Origin of the sequence: Christiangramia aestuarii (assembly GCF_009735585.1) — a bacterium.
GTDB classification, from domain to species: Bacteria; Bacteroidota; Bacteroidia; order Flavobacteriales; family Flavobacteriaceae; genus Christiangramia; species Christiangramia aestuarii.
Window position 1 is genome coordinate 382,677 of sequence record NZ_VJVW01000002.1, and the last position, 20,583, is coordinate 403,259.

Sequence of the window (20,583 nt, forward strand, 5' to 3'; positions counted from 1 at the left end):
AAGCCTTAAGCTTTTAAACCTCTTAAATATTTGAAATGCATTGCCTTGCTTTCATGAGTTAGCTGTTCCGGTATTATCACTCAACCTGAACTAAAGGATAACGAGCCACAAAATTGATACTTGAAACCATAAATAATAAACTTCGAACTTAAATGTGATTTCTCCCCCCGAAGTTTCGGGGTCGAAATGACAAATCAAAATAAAGTCTAACGTCCACAAAAGATCAATTGAAAAGATTGTTAACCGCCACTGATCACTGAAAGCTGTTTATTGCTTATTGTTTATTGCCAGCATGCGTTTGATCTCGTTCAGCTTCATCAAAGCTTCTACCGGGGTTAAGGTATCTATATCTATTCCCAGTAATTCTTGTTTCAGGTCTTCCAGCAATGGATCGTCCAGGTTAAAGAAACTTAACTGCATCTCATCTTCAACAGATTTTTTCAGGATTTCACCTGAGTCTTCCATAGAATGAGAAGCTTCCAGCTTTGCCAAGATCTTATTAGCTCTGTGCAATACCATCTGAGGCATCCCGGCCATCTTTGCCACGTGTATCCCGAAGCTGTGCTCACTGCCACCCGGAACGAGTTTACGAAGGAAGAGTACATTATCTTTTAATTCCTTTACCGAAACATTGAAATTCTTGATCCGACCAAATGTTTCGCACATTTCGTTCAGCTCGTGGTAATGCGTGGCGAACAGGGTCTTAGGTTTGGCCGGGTGTTCGTGCAGGTATTCACTAATGGCCCAGGCGATCGATATCCCATCATAAGTACTGGTTCCACGCCCAATTTCATCCAGCAACACCAGGCTACGGTCTGAAATATTATTCAGGATACTTGCGGTTTCGTTCATCTCTACCATAAAAGTAGATTCACCCATAGAAATATTATCACTGGCCCCTACCCTGGTAAAGATCTTATCTACCAGGCCGATCTCGGCTGCCCTGGCGGGAACAAAACTTCCCATCTGGGCCATAAGAACGATCAGGGCGGTCTGCCTTAAGATCGCAGACTTACCACTCATGTTGGGCCCGGTGATCATGATGATCTGTTGTTCTTCCCGGTCTAAACGAACATCATTGGTTACGTAAACCTCCCCAGTGGGAAGTTGCTTTTCGATCACGGGATGACGACCTTCTTCTATATTAAGGCTATAGGCATCAGTGATCTCCGGTTTGCTGTAATTCTCGGCCTGCGCCTGCTGGGCAAAGGAACATAAACAATCCAGTCTGGCGATAAGCCGGGCATTCTGTTGTACCGGGTCTATATATTCAGCCATCCAGGCCACCAGTTTTCCGAACAACTGCTGCTCTAGCTGCAGGATCTTTTCTTCGGCACCCAGGATCTTGGATTCATATTCCTTCAGCTCCTCGGTGATATAACGTTCGGCGTTTACCAGCGTTTGTTTACGTATCCAGTCTGCCGGCACCTTATCCTTATGCGTATTCCTTACCTCGATATAATACCCGTACACGTTATTATTACCGATCTTCAGCGAAGAAATTCCGGTAGCTTCGGTCTCCCTTTTGATCATATTATCGAGATAGTCCTTTCCGGAAAAGGCTATATTCCTCAGTTCATCCAGCTCTTCGGAAAATCCTTTAGCGATCACGTTCCCTTTCTGCAGGTTCACCGGTGCATCTTCACTGATGCTTTCTGAAATTTTCTCCCTCAGCAGGTCACAGGAATGCAGGTTGTCGCCAATGATCTTCAGGGCTTCATTTTCACATTCCAGGGCCAGTTTCTTCACCGGCAGGATCGCGTTAAGCGAATGCAGCAGCTGGTTCACCTCTCGCGGACTGATCCTTTGGGTTGCCACCTTGGAAATAAGCCGTTCCAGGTCACTGATCTCGCGGATCTGGTCCTGGATATCCCCTTGCTTTTCGGGGTGTTTGATCAGGTAATCTACCACCTGCAGCCTTTTTTCGATCATTTCCGCATTTTTAAGCGGAAGGGCAAGCCATCTCTTCAAAAGCCGGCCACCCATTGGCGAAATGGTTTTATCTATGATATCCAACAGTGTCACCGCATTGGCCGCCGTGGAATGATATAATTCCAGGTTCCTGATGGTGAAACGGTCCATCCAGACATATTCCTCCTCGGCAATACGATTTATGGAAGTGATATGCTGAAGCCGGTGGTGCCTGGTCTCTGCCAGGTAATATAATACAGCACCGGAAGCGATCACGCCCTCCTCCAGGTGGTCCACCCCAAAACCTTTCAGGGATTTGGTCTGGAAGTGAGAGTTCAGGGTCTCCTCGGCATAATCTATTTTAAAGATCCAGTCGTCCAGGTAAAAACAGTGCAGGTCTTTGCCAAAGCTCTCGCTGAATTCTTTTTTATATTTCTTCTGAACCAGGATCTCACTGGGAGAAAAGTTCTGAAGTAACTTGTCTATATACTCCTTATTCCCTTGTGCACAAAGGAATTCGCCCGTGGAAACATCCAGGAAAGACACCCCGAGATTCTTTTTTCCGAAGTGAACCGCACACAGGAAGTTATTCGATTTGCTTTGCAGGATATCGTCGTTCATGGCCACCCCTGGCGTAACCAGTTCGGTCACCCCACGTTTCACAATGGTCTTGGTCATTTTGGGATCCTCAAGCTGGTCGCAGATAGCCACCCTCTGCCCGGCCTTCACCAGCTTTGGCAAATAGGTATTAAGGGAATGATGAGGGAATCCGGCCAGTTCGGTACGTTCACTTCCATTGTTCCTGTTAGTAAGAACGATATTCAGGATCCTGGCGGCCTTTACTGCATCCTCGCCAAAGGTTTCATAAAAATCCCCTACACGGAATAGTAACATGGCATCAGGATATTTTTGCTTGATGCTGTTATACTGCTTCATTAAAGGGGTCACCTTTGGGGATTTTTTTGCTGCCAATTTTCCGGGATTTTAGGATTGCTAAAGTAAAGATTAGGCGGTTTGCTTAAAAATTATAACCCGAAATTTTAAGGCCTAGACTTCCTAAAAATAAAACAGACCATAAAAAGGTGCGCCACCAGTTCTTTTGAACCAGGCTGTTGGTGATCTCCTCGCAGGATTTATTGGGATCTATGGAATTATGCAATGGAACGAAGACCAGAAAGGTCAATATCCAGATCATTAAAATTACCAGTAAACTTCCCCAGGTATAGTAATTCTGAACTTCCCAGATTTGAAGAATGGACACAACAAGTTGAGCGATCATCAACGGACCAACGATCAAGCCAATCCGGCCGGTATAGATCTTATGCCAATTCCCCAGGTCTTCATTTTTATAATAGCATAGTCCCGGATATATCACTAATTGAACTACCCAGATTAGCACCATCAAACCAAAATCGAGTAAAAGTCTTATAATTTGAAGATCCACTTCCTATTTTTATGGCAAAGTATAAAAATCCTGATTATTGATAACCGGCAGCCTGCAGATTAAAAAGTTCGGTGTATAGCTTATCGTTGGCCATTAGCTCCTGATGGGTTCCTATTTCCAGTACCGCTCCATCCTTCAGCACCATGATCCTGTCTGCAATTCTCACCGTGCTAAAACGGTGAGAGATGATCACTGCGGTCTTTCCCTGGGTAAGCTGAATGAATCTTTGGAAGGCTTCGGTTTCCGCTCTGGCATCCAAAGCAGAGGTTGGCTCATCCAGGATCAGTACTTCAGAATCCTTCATATAGGCCCTGGCGATGGCGATCTTTTGCCATTGTCCGCCGGAAAGGTCTTTTCCATGCTTGAACCTTTTTCCCAAAGGTTGCTCGTATCCCAGGGGCAGGTCCCTCACCACCTCGCGGGCAAGGCTTTTTTCGGCAGCCCCGTCAATACGCTCCTGGTTAGAGATCTCATCGATCTCGCCCATGGCGATATTCTCCCTCAGGGTAAGTTCGAATTTCACAAAATCCTGGAAGATCACCCCGAAATACTGCTGGTAGGCGGCCTGTTCATATCTCTTTACCGGGATGCCATCTAACAATATCTCACCCTCCGTGGGCTCATAAAACTGAAGCAGGAGTTTGATCAGGGTGGTTTTCCCGGCTCCGTTCTCGCCTACAAAGGCCAGCTTCTCCCCCGCCTTTAATTCGAAACTAATATTGCGAACCACCCATTTCTCAGATTTCGGGTATTTAAAGCCTACATTCCTGAATTCAAAGCCCTGCCTGATCTCCTTCGGAAGAGGTAATTTATCCTCAGCGTCGGCTTCAGAAAACTTCAGGTCCAGGAATTCGAAATAATCCTGAAGGTAAAGTGCACTTTCAGTAATGGCCGTAAACCGGGTAAAAAATCCCTGTAATTTAGACCTTAGCCGGTTGAAAGATCCGGAAAGGAAAGTAAGGTCTCCCAGGCTGAAAATCCCGGCGACCGTCCTGAAAATGATAAAAACATAGGCACCATAATAAGCCGCTGTTCCAATAACATTAAAAATAGAACCCCAGCCAGCCCGTTGCTTTGCCAGTCGCTTGCTTTGTAAATAATATTTATCTGAAAGTCTCCTGAAGCGGTCTGCCAGGTAATTCGAAAGTCCGAATAATTTGACCTCCTTGGCGGTAACATCACTGGCCCCCGCGTACCTTAAGTAATCCAGTTCACGGCGTTCCTGGGTCCAGCTTCTCGCCAGCGAATAACTGGTTCCGCTGAATTTGATCTCGTTAATTATCGTAGGAATAATGGAAACCACTAGCAAAATGATGAGCCAGGGTTCAAAACTAACCACCCCCGCTAGCAGGGATATGATCACGATCACGTCTTCTCCCTGAGTAAGGATATTAGACATTAGCCCCACCCTTCCGGTTGTTTGCTGTCTTGCCCTTTCCAGTTTATCGTAGAATTCTGAATCTTCCAACTGGTCCAGGTTCAATTCTGAAGTTTTTTTGATGATCCTTACCGAAGTATCTATAGAATACTGGTCTCCCAGCAATGCATCGCTTAAACTGATCCCCCTGCTTAACAGGTCCGAAATTATAGCCAGGCCAAATTCTGCCGCGACCAGGATCCAGAGCCTGTCGAGATCTTTTGTTTCAGCAGCGATCTGCACCACCACTTCATCGATGATCAGTTTTCCTACCCATAGCATCACCACGGGTAGGATCGCATTCAATATTCTTCCACTGATATTAGTGTAAAAAAGAAGAGGATTCACCCCCCTTATCTCCTTGAAAAAGCGGGGTACGAATTTTAGGGAAGCGAAGCTTTCCCGGAAATTAATATTATTGGTTTCAAAAGATTTTTTAGGCCTGGGCAAATTTTTTCATTTAAAGATTAGTGCAATTTAAGGCTAAACCTAAAATTGTTCTTTGCCTGGGTCGGGAATTAAGCCATTAAATTTCAAAACTCCCGGTTATTCCAATACTTCAAAAATAGTTACCGGTTCCACCTTATTCTTCAAATTAAATTTCCCTAATTCCCGGCACTTGAAATATTCCTTAATTTTCTCGTAGCAGGATTCCCCAATGATGATCTGGTTCTCTTTGGCGATATCCTGGAACCGGGCAGCTGTATTCACCGTATCTCCAATCACCGTATAATCCAGTCGCTTTAAACTTTCAGAACCTATATTTCCAGAGGTCATCTCCCCGCTTTTGATCCCTATGGAAACCTTGGGTTTAAAATCTGAATTCTCATCTGGAGGATCCAGGGCACTAATTTTATTTCTAACTGCCAGTGCTGCATCCACAGCACGGTCTAAATGATAATCTCCTCGAAAAACCGCCATTACCGCATCGCCTATGAATTTATCTATAAACCCCTTTTGGGCTATGATCTCCTTCGCCATAATATCAAAATAGGTATTGATCATTTTCACCACGGTATTGGGAGGAGCAGTTTCGCTAATCCTGGTAAAACCAACCATGTCGATAAAAACTACACTGCCTTCTATTGTTTCATTTTCCATTAGGGATGACTCATATTCCCTGCTGTTCATGAATTTAAGTACATTTTCATCCACGTACATTTTGAGGATATCATTCTCCTTGATGGCGATAAGGGTATCTTTTAATTGTCTCGCATGCTGAATCGTTTTTTCAACGGTGATAGAAAGGTCTTCAAAATTTATAGGTTTGGTTATAAAGTCAAACGCACCACGATTCATGGCCGTACGTATATTTTCCATATCCCCATAGGCTGAAACGATCACCGCCTTGATGAGGGGATTCTTCTCATTCAGCTTAGTCAATAAAGTGAGGCCGTCCATTTCTGGCATATTGATATCGCTCAATACAATATCTGTATCGGGTTCTTCCGAAATTTTCTCGAGCGCATCACGGCCGTTCAGGGCAAAACGGAAATCATATTCTTGTTCCCGGATCTTCTTCCTGAACTTTTGCTTGATCAAAATCTCAAGATCAGCTTCGTCATCGACTACCAGTATTTTGACCATTTTCAGAGATTTATTTGTTTAGTTTAGAGCACCAAGTTTTCTTAACTCATTTCTTAGGGATTCAAAATCGATTGGTTTGGTAAAAAATTCCTTGGCTCCAGAATTTATAGCCTTGTTATAATTCTCTGAATCACCATAAGCCGAGATCATGCTTACCGGGATCTTAGGGAATTGTTTTTTTATTTTTTCAAGAAGCTCCAGGCCCGTCATTCCAGGCATATTAATATCAGAAAAAACATAAACCACTTCTGGCGGATCTTTTCTTTTAAGGATCTCCAATGCTTCCTTACCCGAAAATGCAAATTCTATTTCCAGGTCCTCATTCTTTATCTCTTTTCTGAACTTCTGCCGGAAAAGATCTTCTACATCTTTTTCATCATCTACAATTAGTATTTTCATTGTCTTCATTTCTTTAATTGAACAATAAACCTGGAATAGGTTTTATTATCTGTTTTAGATTCTACTTTTAATTCTCCCCCGTGAGCCTTAATGATGTCATTGGTAATAGACAGCCCTAGTCCGGTTCCCTCTGTTCCCTTTTTTGTGGTAAAAAAAGGCTGAAGGATCTTAGATCTATATTCGTCAGATATACCCGGGCCATTATCTTCAATTTCAAGCATTATTTTATCATTCTCGCGATAGGTTCGGATGCTAAGTTTTGGTGAATATTCACATTCAGCTTTAGTCATATTGAGCTTTTCATGCATGGCATCGAAGGCATTATTACATAGATTCAAGATGACCCTGCTAAAGTCTTCATGGATAACAGGAACCTTATCGATCTCTTCATCCAGATGATAATCTATACTCACATTTATTGGTTTTTTACCGGCTCTCATTCCATGAAAAGCCAGGTTAACATACTCCTTTATAAGCCCATTGAAATCTACTTTTTCAGCTTTACCATTGCCACCACGACTATGTTGCAGCATGGATTTTACAATACTATCTGCTCTTGAACCATGCTGCTTTATCTTCTCCAGGTTAGACTTTACATCTTCAAGGATTTCCCTGGCCTCGCTAAGGGCAGCTGAGCTCTCTAATTTATTCAGTTCTTCAAAGGTTTCATCGATAAGTTCCACATTCAGGTCTGAAAAATTATTAACGAAATTGAGCGGATTTTTGATCTCATGAGCGATTCCTGCAGTTAATTCCCCGAGGCTGGCCATTTTTTCTGAATGGATTAGTTGTTCCTGGGTAGCCTTTAAACGGTTTAAGGATTCTTCGAGCTGGGAAGTTCTTTTCTTAACTTCCTCTTTTAATTCTTCATTTTTCATTTTAAGATGCTCAATTCCAAAAGTATCTACTTCGCTATCCACAAATTCAGGTTTGGAGCCATGGAAATGGACAAGCAACCACTTCCCTCCCGAGTACTCGTAAACAGCTGTATACCTCATATACATTTCGATCTTCTCCCCATTAGCTATGGGAGAGAAAAATTTCACATCATCACAGAGAACCGCCACCGTATCCTTAGCCAGCATCCTGTATGAAAAAGGCTCTGAATTCCATTCCAAACGGTAATTCTCCAGTTGATTCCGAGTATTTTCCAGGATCCAGAGGTAATCTTTCTTCGAGAGGATCTTTTCATCCCAGGTTGTTCCAAAACCACTTATTTCCTCATCGATAAATTTAACGGCCTCCTTCTCAGATAATTTACCGGAAAAGATTATCTCGAAAATTCGTTGATGAGTTTGATGAAGTAAATCTTTCTTTGTATCCATCTTAAATTCAGAATGTTAAACAGGTAATAAGATAGTAAATATTGTTCCTTCTCCCTCTTTGGTATCTATTTTTAATTCCCCGCCATGCACCTGAATGATCTCATAACTCAGGTAAAGTCCAAGCCCTGTACCCTGCCCGCTGGGCTTGGTAGTAAAAAATGGCTGAAATACCTTATCCAGGATATTCTGGGAAATTCCAATGCCATTATCCTTTACCTGTATACAAACCTGATCGAGCTTTTTCTTAGTTAGAATTTCGACTTTAGGTACATATTCAGGATCGCTGGTTTGGCATTTTTTCTGTTGCACGGCATAAAAGGCATTAGTGAGTAAGTTCAGGATCACCCTTCCAATCTCCTGCGCCATGACATTGATCTTCCCCAACCCAGGATCAAAATCCTTTTCCAGATGAGCATTAAAAGATTTGTCCTTTGCGCGCAATCCATGATACGCTAAACGCAGATATTCATCACACAGAACATTTATATCTGTAGGTTCTTTTTCAGAATTTTCTTTTCTGCTATGCTGCAGCATCCCTTTTACAATTGCATCTGCACGCTTACCATGATGATTTATTTTATAAAGGTTGTTTCTGATATCATTTAAAATCACTCTCACCTCATCATAGTTTCCTTTATCAATTTCTTCAGCTAATTCATCTAGCAACTCATTATTTACTTCGGAAAAATTATTCACAAAATTCAACGGATTCTGGATCTCATGGGCAATTCCAGCGGTAAGCTCTCCCAGACTTGCCATCTTTTCAGACTGGATGAGTTGAGATTGGGTAGCCTTAAGCTGATCTAAAGTTTGCTCTATCTTCCTTTTTTGTCTTTTTAACTGAGCATTAGCCTTTTGCTTGTTCTTATTGTTGCGGTATAAAATTATGGCAAGGACAACCACTGAGATCAAGACAATTAATACACTTATAATAAGCCAGCGCTGAAAAATACTTTCCTTTTCTTTTTCTAATTTTTCTCTTTCTAAAAGATTTATGGTCTTTTCGCTTTCATCTAGAATAGAGCGAATCTCAGCATCGGCAATCCTGTTTATTTCTTCAGATTTTTCTTTCTCTGACCTTAATAACTGATAGTCTTTTAAATACTGATAAGCCATTGCGGGATTACCAAGCTCCTCGTGGATCTGGGATAAAAGAAGAGTAGCCTTTTCAGTAGCCTGGGCGTTACTATCCAGATTCAGGGATTGGGTGGCATATTGTAAAGCCTGGTCATAATTTTCGATTTGAAAATTACATTCTGCCAGGTATAAATTCATAAATGCAAGAGCCCACTCAACTCCCTCTATTTTACTGAAACCCTGTTCAGCTTTCTGAAAGTAGGGTATAGCTTCCTTGTATTTCCCCTGGCTTTTTAATATCTGGCCCTGGGCGTCGTTATATCTTGCAACGGCCCAGTCTTTACTTCTTACGGTATCTTTGAGAGAAAGCTGCATATATTTTTTAGCCTCCTCATATTTTTCTATCGCAATAAGGGGAAATACAATGGTCCCATAGGCTATACGTAATCGTAAGGAATCCTTTTCCTTTTCTAATTCTTCAATTGCAATGCGATAGTTATCTGAAGCCCTGCTGTCCATACCATAATTTTCATAAGCTATAGCCAGGTTATATTGATCTATTATCCTTAATTCCCGATCTTCGACGGGATCTAATAACTCCAGGGTTTTAAGATAATATTCAATCGCAAGTGACCACCTGCCCTGCATCCTGTAACCATTTGCCATAGCGCTATGAATAAGTGCCAGATTATTTTTATCCTGTTCTGCAGACATTAAATTGATCAATTCCAGCTCTATTTTTTTGGCCTCTTCTTCCTTTTCTAAATAGACCAGGGTTCCCATTTTAATGGTCGATAAATGAAATGCAGGATAGATCTCACCTATTTCTGAGAATAAGTTTATAGCTTCTGTTAGCTTCGTTAATGCTGTTTCCGGGCTCTCGAGGCGATAATAGGTTCCGGCGATAGCGTATAAAAGATTCGCCTGTATCTCTTTGTTATTTGATAATTCATCCCTTGCGAGTGTCTTATTAAATTGATCCTGAAACAGTTCTACATCTAAATTTGAATCAGCCCTCAGTACATCTGTAAAATTGCTATTATCATCACGCTCTTCCTCTAAGTAATTGGAAATCTGCTGAGCCTTTTTTCTATAATAAATACTAATGGGATTGTCACGATCATAATAGAAAGAGGATAAGGTTAAATAGTACATGGCTTCCCCTTCAGCATAATCCAATTTATCAGAAAGTATTTTTGCTTCCTGTAGAGCCAGGAAACCATCTTCAAATTCAGGTATTAAAAAACACAAACGCGCAAATTCATTCTTTAATCTTATAGTTCTTGTTCCGTCTTCTGAAGATTTATCTATAAGTTGTTTTATGCTATCTTTCTTAAATTTGTAATCCTCTATATCGCTGCTGGTCTGGCCTAAACTATTTAGACATACCGCTAAGAAAAGGAGACATAATAAGTGATTGATTTTCATCGGTTTGTTTTTATTATGATTGTGAAGGTCGTTCCTTTACCTTTTTGAGTTTCTACTTCCAAAACACCTCCATGGGCCTTTACAATATCGTAGCTTAGACTAAGTCCCAACCCGGTTCCCTGCCCGGTTGGCTTGGTGGTGAAAAATGGCTGAAAGATCTTATCCAGGTTCTTTTTAGGGATCCCACAACCGTTATCTTTAACACGAATAAGCACCTGGTTAGCTTCCTTATGAGTTGAAATGCTGACTTTTGGTTCATATAAGGCATCACTGGAATTGTTTCTTTTCTGCAATACGGCATAGAAGGCGTTGGTAAGCAAATTGAGGATCACCCTGCCGATCTCCTGAGCCATCACAGGTATATTCCCCAGGCCTGGATCAAAATCTGTTTCCAGACTAGCATTAAATGATTTATCCTTGGCGCGTAAGCCGTGATAGGCTAAACGCAGATATTCATCACACAAAATATTAAGATCTGTAGGTTCTATTTCTGAATTACCTTTCCTGCTATGCTGTAGCATCCCTTTTACAATAGCATCTGCGCGCTTTCCATGATGGTTTATTTTATTAAGGTTATTCCTGATGTCTTTCAAAATTTCTTTTACCTCTTCCAGATCGCCTTTTTCTATTTCTTCGGCTATTTCATCGAGCAGTTCGTTACTTACTTCAGAAAAATTATTCACGAAATTCAACGGATTCTGGATCTCGTGGGCTATTCCCGCAGTAAGTTCTCCCAGGCTGGCCATTTTCTCAGATTGAATTAATTGTTTCTGGGTTTGCTGAAGTTCTGTAAGGGCTTTTTCCGCATTTTCCCTGGCCGCTTTGATTTCCTTAAGATCCTGCCTGGCTTTGATGGCATTGGCTTCAGCAACTTTCAGATCTTTAAAACGGATATAGGTAAGGTTAAATACTGCCGCAAAACGCTCCAGCAATTCAAGGGCATCTTCATCCTGTTCTTCTCCGGAAGCCAAACCAATAAGACCTCCAGAAAAATAGGCCATGTACTGTATCCTCCTTTTTTGTTCAACGCCACCCTGAAATGGAATTTTCAATTCCTCATTTAGATACTTGAAATAATCCTGCAATTCCCTGCCTTCCATATCTATTATCTGGGAAGTCTTTCCCTGCTTCCAGCCGTCTAACATCCGGGCGATAGATCTATTTTTTGAAGCTTCTAACTTGAAGTGATTGGCAAGCCTGCTGCCGTCTTCATTGGTTGCCCAGGCGTCTATGGTGTCCAGGTCACTATCGATAAGGCCTATAAATAACCTATTTGGAGAAATACCCAGTTCCAGTAACTGCTCAAAAACGACCATGGAGGTTTCGGTAAATTCCTTGCTCCTCTCCATCGCCAGGGTACGGCTTCTCACCTTTTCCAGGGCTGTTTCTACCCTGGCTTCCCTAGCCCGCTCTTCAGCCTTTTGTAAATCGAGGAAACGGGTATAAGACTGTTCAAAGACCCGGGCAAATCTTTTAAAGATCTCGTAAGATTCCGGGACAGGTTCATAGGTGATAAAAATGAGATATCCATATTTAAAAAAAGCAACGTGATCTATCTGGGAGGTAGGGAAAGAAATTCCCTCTGCTTTCATTTGCAATAATTGATCACCAACCCCCGGCAGGGAGCATAAATATTCGTAATGGGCCGGACACTCGTCCTCACCTATTTCGTTGACCAGCAAGCTTTGGCCTTGCTGTCCAGCTTCATAATATTTAAGAAAAACCCCTTCCCTTGGTGTTCTGTATTTAGGGAATACACCCTGGCCATTGCTCCCCCATTCCACAGAACCTCTCTCATCGTCATCATAAATATTGAAGGCGCAAAACCAGGTGGACACCCCCAGTTCCTGAACCTGTTTTACCAGTTCCAGAGATAGATCTGCCAGATCTTCGCTCTTTTGCATGCCTATAGATCTGCTACGTATTCTTTCCAGTGCAGCTTCGACCTGTGCTTCCCTGGCCTGAAGTTCTGCTTTTTTGAGATCCAGGTACCTGATATAAGCCTGTTCAAAGACCTTTGCAAAACGAGGAAGAATATGGGCTTCTTCAAAAACCTGCAAAGCAGAAACCAGTATATATCCATTCTTAAAGGATGCCCCATAGTCAATTTCCCAGGGAGGAGCCCCGGGCATGGGAGTATCGTTTTCCTCAAGATCTTTAAGTACTTTTTGAGCAGAAGGCAGATTGAAGATATCCTGGAAATGTTTTTCAATAAAATCTTCCGGTATCTCTATAGAGAATAGTTCTTCTCCCTTTTTCCACTGGTTATACCTGTATTCGTGAATATAGTCCAGGTCTTTTGGAACAATAAAAGGACTCATCATACCGGCCCCTGGAATACTATGCCATTGCTCTACATGATCTTTATGCTTATCACAGAAAACGATTCCGGTGGCAAATAAATCGCCCCCAAAGTTTCGCAGCTGATTAAACATTTCGGTGGTGACAGAGCTAAAGTCCTTGCTGTTTTGCATTCCCATAGACCTGCTACGCACTCTCTCCAGTGCCGCTTCAATTTGGGCCTGTTTGGTTTGAGCTTCGGCATTTTCCAGGTCACGAAATCGGGTATAAGTTTGCTGAAATACCTTACCGAACCTTAGAAGGGTTTTATTTTCTTCTTCAGAAAAGAGCTCACCTTCAAAGTTCTCTATGTAAAGCCCTACGTCGTCCATTAAAACCGTAGATATGGCAAGCCCTTTACAATTTTGATAATGGCTTTTTGTTTCCTCATCTACCCCTGGAATAATTTCGAACAACTCCCGATAGAATTTATTTTTTTCTTCAAATGTGTAAAGGTTGCTAAAAAAATTATCCCCGTTCTTTTTAGCCTTTAAGAAACTGTTCCAGTGCGGAGTATCTATATAGGGAACAGTGACCTCAGCAGGGACTTTGTTTTTATCGGTAAGCCAGATATGCATATCATCGTTCTCCTTGTAGTCAATGATAAACCCGGCGTGTTCAATATTAAAATTCAGATGTACCAGCTGATCAAATACGACCTTAATAACCTCTTCCAGTTCAGAACTTTTTTGCATTCCCATCGTTCGGCTACGCACCCTTTCCAGGGCCGCCTCGATATGAGCCTCCCTGGCCTGATTTTCGGCTTTTTGAAGATCCAGAAAACGGGTGTAAGTAAGGCTGAAACTTCGGGCAAAGCGTTTACAGATCTCCTCATATTCTGAGGTTAATGGTTCATCGAGGAATACGAACAGGACCCCATCCTTAAAGGGAAAACTGAAGTGATAGACAATTTCAGATAAAGTCTCCAGATCGATATTCACCGGGTATTCCCTGACTTTGTTTAATCTATCGAAATATTTGAATTTATCCACTCCTTTTAATTCATAAGAAAAGGCTGCCTCACCTTTTTCCCAGGCCCTCTTCACCCCTACCAGCAAAGGGTGAAGGCTCATATCTAAATTCACTGTGGTAAGCTTGGCATGATGTCCTTTCTTAGTAGAAGCGGTATATAATTGCATATGTTCAGACTGACTGAGAATACCAATACCACATCTTGTAGATTCAGGAAGTCCCAATCCGCGTAATTCCTGAAAGAAAGTGATTACGGTATTTCCTATCTCCTCGGTATTATGCATTGCCATCGTCGCGGCTCTTATTCGCTCCAAAGCCAGGTTAATTTCGGCTTCCCTGGCCTGTTTTTCAGCTTTCTGGAGATCGAGAAAACGGGTATAGGTTTGCTCAAATACTTTTCCGAAGCGTTTAAAAATGTCATGAGCTTCAGGGACTTCCTCATAGGTGATAAAAAGCAAAAATCCTTTATTGAATCTCACCAGGTGATTGAACTGTCGTTTGGGCAGATCTAATCCCGCCTCCTGAAATTGCTCAAAGGTCTTTTTAAGTTCGGGCAGAGATGTCATATAATCATAATGCTCTACCAGATCTTCACCCTCCTGTCCGTAAACAAAAAAATCCACATTTCTAACTATCGCCTCATGCCAGGGAAGCAGACTTTCATGCTCCGTTAAAGGCAGTACGAAAGGTTCCTGCAATTCTCCTTCACTGCTCATAATGCAGGTACTGGATCGCCTGTCTTCTGAAAGAATATTATATCCCGCACTCCAGGCCGGAATTCCAAGTTTTTCAATTTCCAGAAAAAGAATATTGGCAGCTTCAGGTAACTCCTTGGAATGCTGCATAAACATCGTTCGACTTCTAACCCGTTCTAAAGCTGTTTCGATCTGGGCTTCTCTGGTTTGAGCTTCCGCTTTTTTAAGATCCAGAAAGCGCGTATAGGCCTGTTCAAACACACTGCCGAAACGTTTTAAAACATTGTTCTCATGCTCGGTAAATATCCTGCCATGATGATTAATTATAAATATCGAGGTGTTCTTAAAAACGGCACATGAACGGGTATATCCACCTTGGCGTGAAAACACTTCTTTTTTATGCGCCTCATCGGCATTTAAGTATGGAGGGAATTTAAAAAGGTGTTCAAAAAATTCAATTTTCTCCGCCTGGCTGAATTCTTCTGTGAAAAATCCAGCCCCCTTCTTTATTCCCTTAATAAGATTTTGGTAGATAGGTTTATCTATAGGGGGCACATGAACTTTCTGGACATAATCTGCCGTACCTCCTGCCCCCCAGCACCAAAGTTCATCCTGTATATCTGAATTTATGATGATAAAGGCTCCTCCCGTAATTGGTAGCTCCAGTTTAAGCAGCTCCCGGTGAACCCTTTTAATTACATCTTGAAGCTCTGAGGTATGCTGCATTTCCAAGGATTTCGCCCTGACTTTTTCCAATGCCATTTCTACCTGAAGTTCCCGAGACTTTTCTTCAAGCTCTTTTGTACGTCTTTGAATGGCCTCTCTCAATTGCAGGTTTTCAGAACTAATCTGATCGAAGCCTATGGTCTCTCCTTCTTCTGTCTTTGCATCTGGAAGTGAAAAATGCTGGTAAATAAATTTCCAGCCCTTATTGGTTTCGTGAAGTGCGTTAGAAAACCTAAATCTGCCGTAATAGGTCCAGTTTCCTTCAGCCATGAACCAGGCATCAAAGAGGTGGGTTAAAAAAATAATATCCCCGAATTTTTCTATTGTGGTAATATTATTTCTCAGGTCAGTTTTCCCGGCAAATTGATCGGTGGTTTTTCTAAAAAATTCCGTGGTATCCTTTCGGTTTAGGAACTCTTCATTGTTGGTAGAACCAATGAAATGGTAATCATCATCAAAATAGGAATCGTAGGTATATATATCACCATTCAAATAACTATCAAGCCACTTTTGATAAATACTCAGAACCTCATCTTTCTGTTTTTGAGTAATGCTCATATTAAATAAGTTTCTGGATTGAATGGATGATAATTAGTTTCAGTTATTAATTCCTTTAGCCGAGAGGAAATAGAACTTTAATAAAACTAGCTGTTATTCAGGGGGGATATCTCACATGTAAGCCTTTATTTCAAATGATTAAAGAGAAAAAATGACAGCCATAGGCTGCCATTTTCCTTCAAATAATTAAACTAAACTATTGAGACTGATTGCTAAGATCTTCGTTCAATTTATACACATAAGCCCAGGAATCATCTAAAGCCTCCCTGAACTTATCCCTCATTTCGGTCATTTTTGCCTTGCCGTGCTTTTGCTCATAGACATCCCATGGACCATCCCATTCGGCGTCCAGACCGGCAAAATTCTGATAGGGCAGGCTCACCATATAATCGGGATCCTCCTGCCCACCCCCGGCAAAATCATACCAGTAGCCCAAAGGTTCTCCCTTGGCCTCTCTGTAAGTGGAGGAGACCTCGCGTATCACCTCGTTAAAAACAGAGGAATTGTTAGTCCTAAAAAAGGTAACCCACACGACCTTATTCCCGGAGGTAGGATTTTTGCTGAATTCTGGCATGGTTGAAGCAATACTGCGCGTCATGCTTTCTACATAGGGAAATACATCCTGCCTGAAGACAGATGCACAGGCTTCATCGGCAGCCTCGGGACCTTCGTCCATTTCAGCCCACTTATCTGTAAAATAAGTGACAGCAACCGTACCCGAAGGGCCCTGTACCCGGTTCCATACGTTCCAGACATCACTGCCATTATTCTCGAGGTAGCAATCTTTCCATTTCTTCATTCCTTCATTGAATTTTTCGCCCTGGTTCATTTTGATTTTCAGTTCGAACATGTGCAAGAGCCTGCTTTCCTGATCCTGTGATATTCCCATGATAGGGATAAGCAGGAATAAAATGATCAATTTTCTCATAATTAATAGAATTTAGTTGTTCCTACGTAATTTACTGAATTACAATAAAATACGTGTATTAAAAATAAAAAAAGCTATTAATTGTTTATAACCTGTCCCGGGATTAGACCAAAAGCCGTAAACTTAAGTTGGATGCTACTTTGCTATGGATCCTTCGGCAATAACCGGTGCTTCCCCTAGCCTTTTCCTGAATGCATGCTTTTTCTTATAGCTCAAATTCCGCCAGACCCATTCCAGCGGACCAAAATAGAAATACCTGAGCCAGATAGGGCTTAAGATCAACTGGAAGACCCAGATCCCAAAGACCACGTATAAGAGCTCATATCTTTGGAGTTTTCCGAAGAGTCCCAGACCTACTCCCGTAAAAATGAACATACAGATCACCGAATGCATTACATAATTGGTAAGTGCCATTTTACCAACTGCCGCCAGGGAATTTTGCAACCAGTTTAGAATGGGCATTTTACAAAAGATCATGATTAGGCTTACATGGCCCATAGCCACGAAAACACGCCCCAGTTCATAGGTAATACCCGCCCTGGAATAGGCAAGAAAAGAGAAGTTATCTGCCATAATGATCCTTAACTCATAATAATTCACCCCCAGGCCTATGGCGTAACAAATGATGCCTATCAAACCGTAGAATTTATAGCTTCTCCGGGCACTTAACAGGTTCCATTTAAAAAGAGCGATTCCCAGCAACATCATGCTCAGGATATCCCATACGTCGTAACGATAGAACCAGAGAGTATCGGTTTCCATATTTTCTGGGGCAAGAAAGGAAACTACGCTAAAGTAATCCTTGCGCATGTTCCGCGTGGTATTTGCAACGGTTTCGGCAGAACGTTCTTTTTCGATCTCCTGCCAGCGGGCCGTGGCTGCCTCCATTTCGGTACTTAATTCCCTGCCCGAGCTTTTATATTCCTGCGCCAGCTGGACATTCTGCAGCATTTTTTCATCATTTCGGTATTCAAAATAATTCCAGGCCGTACCTATTCCAAACAGTAATATAGCCGATAGCAATAGCGTTCGGGCTTTTAAGTTCCGGAAAGAAAATACCAGGAACCCCATCAGGGCATAATCATACAGTATCTCCCCGGTCCATAAAAGCAGATATCCATGAATGAGACCAAAAACCAGCAACCACAGTAAACGCCTGAAATAGATATTGGCCGCCTGTATGCCCGCACCTTTCTGTTCCAGCCGGCTAAGCAGGATATACATTCCCACACCAAAAAGAAGTGAGAACAATGCCCGCATGGTACCCTCGAAGAACATAGTAGTCCCAATCCAGGTATAAAGGTTCAATCCGGAAGCACCGCCGGAAACCGTAGGATTGGCATAGGCGCCGGCAAGACCGAAGCCATTAATGTTCATAAGCAGGATCCCGCAGAGAACGATTCCCCGCATGATATCGAGGGAATGTATACGTTGAGATGCTTTGATGGGGGTCAATGAGGTTGGATTGATCTGCATTTTTTAAATGATTTTGGTGAAAAAGAATAGCTCTTAAAGGGTAATTGCAGCAGGACCCTAAAGGCCATTAACTACATACCGACTTTGAAGATCACCAAAAGCAGATGACTCCATAAGGGAGGGTGAAATAAAGCGGCTAATTTACTTATAATTAACCACTTACAGAAACAAAAACTAATCAAAGCCAGAACAACCCCTTATCTACAAGTAACTTAGCCACCATTTATGCCGGTTTCGCATCTTGTATTCCATGTATCTTTTTGATGGAAAGTAAAGGAAGGCGACGACCAGGATCCAGATGAGATATACCACAAAAAGTGAGTATCCATAATCCTGCGCATCCTTGCCAGGGGAAAAAGGGTTCAATGGCAGCATGATCTTATAGTTGCCTCCACTTATCAAAAGTCCCAGGATGGCCGCGAGGTGGATCACGAATACATGCAGCACATAATAGAAAAAAGGCACCCGGCCAAAAACGAGGAAGAATTTCGTGATGCTGTTACTTATATTTTCAGTGAGGTAAAGGAACAGGAATGCGGGTCCAAGAGTGATCAATAAATATGATAAGGATGGCGGATACTTGGTAAGGTTTAGCACAGATAATAACGTAAAAACCCCATTATCCTGTTCTATCCACGGCACGGGGTCGCCATATAAATTTGGTATCCTTATAATCAGAAAAAGCAGGATGCTGCTGATGCAGAGCCATAGGAGCATCCTGGTACGCTTCTCAACCGGATATCCGGTCTTATACAAGCAGCCAAAAACATAGCCCAGGATTATCACTCCAATCCAGGGCAAAATAGGATACATGATAAGGATAAAGTGATCCTGAGTTTGCACAAATCCGCCCTGGTGCAGGACATACCACAAAATGGCTTTGAGATCTTGTCCCTGGTATGTTATTACATCAAGTAAATTATGACCTAAGACCAGCAACAGCCCTATGGCCAGCAGTGCCCGCAACGGCAAGAAAACCAGGGAAGACAATGAGACCATACACAATCCTATGGCCCAGATCACCTGCAGGTTGATAAACGCATAATTAGGGTCGAACCACCAGACGAAGTTCATGATCACGATCTCTACAAAGATAAGCCAGAGCCCGCGGGTGCTCAGGAATTTGAAAAGATCTTTTTTGGTTCTTTTAGATCCGTATAGAAAAGCAGAGCTTCCAGCCAGGAATACGAACACGGGTGCACAATAGTGAGTGATAAAACGGGTGAAAAAAAGTTCGGGTGTGGTAGTATCAAGATTAGTAGGATCATTGCCCGTGAGCGCGTTGATATGGAAATAATCCCGAACATGGTCCAGGGCCATGATCACCATGACCACCCCCCGAAGCAGGTCTATGGATTCAATTCGTTTAGCAGGGAGTTTTTCCATAAGATCGCAGGTTACTATACAACAGTTGATTTAATTGATTTCAGTTTAGTTTTAAAATTATCTTGAGTGAAAGCCACCAGAATTTTTAAATGAATGGTTTTACACATCTGGTCGATTATTGAGGTAATCCTGAAATTTTTCAAAAAGCTCGATGACTTTCATGATTAACTCTTTTTGTATAGAAACTGTCTCAAGTTTAAAGGTTAGTAAATTCCAAAGGTAGAGGTCATCGTTTAAGACCGAATAATTAGTTTCAGGACCGCCAGAAACCAAGAAACCTCTATGTTCCGGTAAGGCAACATCTGCGTAATTAATATGTTGGTGAAAATAGGGTTCTATTGAATTTGCATATTGATCATGGGTATATTTGTTCGATTCTTCGATAGCATTTAAAAAATACCTGGTTCCTATAAGATAAAAAGCCAGGGTATCATGACTTTTATTAATCAACTCTCCCCTTTCTAGAAGCCTTATAGTATTTGGTAATTGCACCTGGATATTGTAATCTGTTCCCAAAGCCCCGATCGTTGATTCCAATTTAACCAGGCTATCTTTTTCATTATTATTTAATATATACAGGCTTTCTTTTAACTGCCTAATTAGTGAATCGGTCATTTTGGCCTGGAAATCAAGTGAACTTATATTCATCTTCAGCTCCTTCTGAACTTTCAATAGATAGGTATTTAACTGATCTTCTATCTTTCTTTCCTCATTCCAATTGTTGATGCGCAGGGCAATTAAAATACCTATTACTACCAGGAAAATTTCCCCGATGGCATAAAGTAAATACCTGGTAAATCGACTTTCTCTAATTAAGCGCCGACGAAAACTTCTAAAAACTTTAATCATACGGTTGGTTAGATCAAATATTTACTTCTATAAAAATGCAAATTCAAATCTTACTCAGATAACCA

At 41.8% G+C, this 20,583-nt stretch carries 12 protein-coding genes; all 12 read right to left on the reverse strand.

The window, feature by feature from the left end; genetic code table 11:
* Positions 1–267 precede the first annotated feature (267 nt).
* The 12 genes from mutS to FLP08_RS05815 all read right to left on the reverse strand — a co-directional run bounded on the left by mutS (position 268) and on the right by FLP08_RS05815 (position 20,518).
* Positions 268–2,847, reverse strand: a complete 2,580-nt coding sequence (mutS, locus tag FLP08_RS05760; RefSeq protein ID WP_156275672.1) for a DNA mismatch repair protein MutS — start codon at positions 2,845–2,847, stop codon at positions 268–270.
* Positions 2,848–2,929: 82 nt separating this feature from the next.
* Positions 2,930–3,355: a hypothetical protein gene (locus FLP08_RS05765; protein ID WP_162430944.1), complete on the reverse strand. Its 426-nt coding sequence runs from the start codon at positions 3,353–3,355 to the stop codon at positions 2,930–2,932.
* A gap of 34 nt (positions 3,356–3,389) precedes the next feature.
* Complete coding sequence (locus tag FLP08_RS05770; RefSeq protein WP_156274939.1) at positions 3,390–5,222, reverse strand: ABC transporter ATP-binding protein; 1,833 nt, start codon at positions 5,220–5,222, stop codon at positions 3,390–3,392.
* 96 nt (positions 5,223–5,318) lie between these two features.
* Complete coding sequence (locus FLP08_RS05775; RefSeq protein ID WP_156274941.1) at positions 5,319–6,359, reverse strand: adenylate/guanylate cyclase domain-containing protein; 1,041 nt, start codon at positions 6,357–6,359, stop codon at positions 5,319–5,321.
* Between the two features lie 18 nt (positions 6,360–6,377).
* Positions 6,378–6,758 (reverse strand): response regulator, encoded by a 381-nt coding sequence (locus FLP08_RS05780; RefSeq protein WP_156274943.1) that lies wholly within the window; start codon positions 6,756–6,758, stop codon positions 6,378–6,380.
* A 5-nt stretch (positions 6,759–6,763) separates the two neighbouring features.
* The gene (locus tag FLP08_RS05785) at positions 6,764–8,083 is read right to left on the reverse strand and encodes a sensor histidine kinase (RefSeq protein WP_156274945.1); all 1,320 of its coding nucleotides are present in this window, start codon (positions 8,081–8,083) and stop codon (positions 6,764–6,766) included.
* Between the two features lie 15 nt (positions 8,084–8,098).
* A complete protein-coding gene (locus FLP08_RS16460) occupies positions 8,099–10,588 on the reverse strand; it encodes an ATP-binding protein (RefSeq protein WP_238388449.1) in 2,490 nt (829 codons plus the stop codon).
* Positions 10,585–15,879 carry an ATP-binding protein gene (locus FLP08_RS05795; protein WP_156274947.1) on the reverse strand — a complete coding sequence of 1,765 codons (5,295 nt, stop codon included), beginning with the start codon at positions 15,877–15,879 and terminating at the stop codon, positions 10,585–10,587. The genes FLP08_RS16460 and FLP08_RS05795 overlap by 4 nt, the downstream gene beginning before the upstream one ends.
* A gap of 196 nt (positions 15,880–16,075) precedes the next feature.
* Positions 16,076–16,807 (reverse strand): hypothetical protein, encoded by a 732-nt coding sequence (locus FLP08_RS05800; RefSeq protein ID WP_156274949.1) that lies wholly within the window; start codon positions 16,805–16,807, stop codon positions 16,076–16,078.
* A 135-nt stretch (positions 16,808–16,942) separates the two neighbouring features.
* Positions 16,943–18,283 (reverse strand): DUF418 domain-containing protein, encoded by a 1,341-nt coding sequence (locus tag FLP08_RS05805; RefSeq protein ID WP_156274951.1) that lies wholly within the window; start codon positions 18,281–18,283, stop codon positions 16,943–16,945.
* Positions 18,284–18,484: 201 nt separating this feature from the next.
* Positions 18,485–19,669, reverse strand: a complete 1,185-nt coding sequence (locus tag FLP08_RS05810) for an acetyltransferase domain-containing protein (protein WP_156274953.1) — start codon at positions 19,667–19,669, stop codon at positions 18,485–18,487.
* A 99-nt stretch (positions 19,670–19,768) separates the two neighbouring features.
* Positions 19,769–20,518, reverse strand: coding sequence for a DUF6090 family protein (locus FLP08_RS05815; protein ID WP_156274955.1), 750 nt, complete (start codon positions 20,516–20,518; stop codon positions 19,769–19,771).
* Between the last annotated feature and the right edge of the window lie 65 nt (positions 20,519–20,583).

Coding starts and splice junctions, on each gene's coding strand:
- FLP08_RS05800 (WP_156274949.1), bottom strand. CDS start 16,807: ATGAGAAAATTGATCATTTTATTCCTGCTTATCCCTATCATGGGAATA.
- FLP08_RS05795 (WP_156274947.1), bottom strand. CDS start 15,879: ATGAGCATTACTCAAAAACAGAAAGATGAGGTTCTGAGTATTTATCAA.
- FLP08_RS05815 (WP_156274955.1), bottom strand. CDS start 20,518: ATGATTAAAGTTTTTAGAAGTTTTCGTCGGCGCTTAATTAGAGAAAGT.
- FLP08_RS05805 (WP_156274951.1), bottom strand. CDS start 18,283: ATGCAGATCAATCCAACCTCATTGACCCCCATCAAAGCATCTCAACGT.
- FLP08_RS05785 (WP_156274945.1), bottom strand. CDS start 8,083: ATGGATACAAAGAAAGATTTACTTCATCAAACTCATCAACGAATTTTC.
- FLP08_RS16460 (WP_238388449.1), bottom strand. CDS start 10,588: ATGAAAATCAATCACTTATTATGTCTCCTTTTCTTAGCGGTATGTCTA.
- mutS (WP_156275672.1), bottom strand. CDS start 2,847: ATGAAGCAGTATAACAGCATCAAGCAAAAATATCCTGATGCCATGTTA.
- FLP08_RS05810 (WP_156274953.1), bottom strand. CDS start 19,669: ATGGAAAAACTCCCTGCTAAACGAATTGAATCCATAGACCTGCTTCGG.
- FLP08_RS05780 (WP_156274943.1), bottom strand. CDS start 6,758: ATGAAAATACTAATTGTAGATGATGAAAAAGATGTAGAAGATCTTTTC.
- FLP08_RS05775 (WP_156274941.1), bottom strand. CDS start 6,359: ATGGTCAAAATACTGGTAGTCGATGACGAAGCTGATCTTGAGATTTTG.